Genomic DNA, 742 nt, shown 5'->3' with positions numbered 1-742 from the left:
GGCAGAGCCAGCACCGACCCCCGCATCAATAATCATTTTCCCAAGAGCCTTGGCATTCAGAACACCAGATGCATTGATCTTACTATTCTTGACAAAAGCAGCAACAGAGACAGCATCACCAGATGTGCCGATTTCATTATTCGCTACCGATGCGCCAATAGATAAACCAGCGCCACCACTAGACCCACCTGCCCCCGTCACGGCAACAGAAGCCACCGTTGCGGTAATGGTAGACGTGTTTTTCGCATCAATGTCTATCAATCCGACATTCAAAATATCCATGCCTTCAAGATACGCATGAGTATCACCCATTATCGAATTGGTCGATTCGGCGCCAGCTCCGCTTAGAGCGATCCCCCCACCCGAACCGACTGCAATACCCACCGAAGCAGCAACCGACGTGGTCGTAATAGTATTGTGTGTCGTTGAATTGATGTCTAATGTTCCGCTACCTAACTCCAGTTTGGTATTTTTGGCGTAAGCACGAGTATTGCTGTTGACGGTATTTCTCGCTAGCGCCACCCCTATGGTGCCCGCAATACCACCGCCTGAACCAAATCCTGCTGCGATTGAGGCCGCCCCAGCATCAGCCATAATCTTGGACGTGTTTTCTGCCGTAATCGTTAGCGATTGGCCGTCAATTTGGTAGTTTGTGTCCGCTGAATTGTCGATGTAACTATTAACAGAGGTATAAACATCATTGGTCGAACTGACACCGCTTCCTGACGCTGCAATGCCGCCG

1 protein-coding gene is annotated in these 742 nt (G+C 50.0%); it reads right to left on the bottom strand.

Features of this window, described 5'->3' with window-relative positions:
• The coding region (locus tag ACP45E_RS00725) for a hypothetical protein (protein ID WP_141707160.1) at positions 1–742 on the bottom strand (742 nt) is incomplete at both ends.

It is taken from the genome of Vibrio genomosp. F10 str. 9ZD137, assembly GCF_049974785.1.
Taxonomy (GTDB): Bacteria; Pseudomonadota; Gammaproteobacteria; order Enterobacterales; family Vibrionaceae; genus Vibrio.
This window is presented reverse-complemented; position numbering and strand designations above follow the sequence as displayed.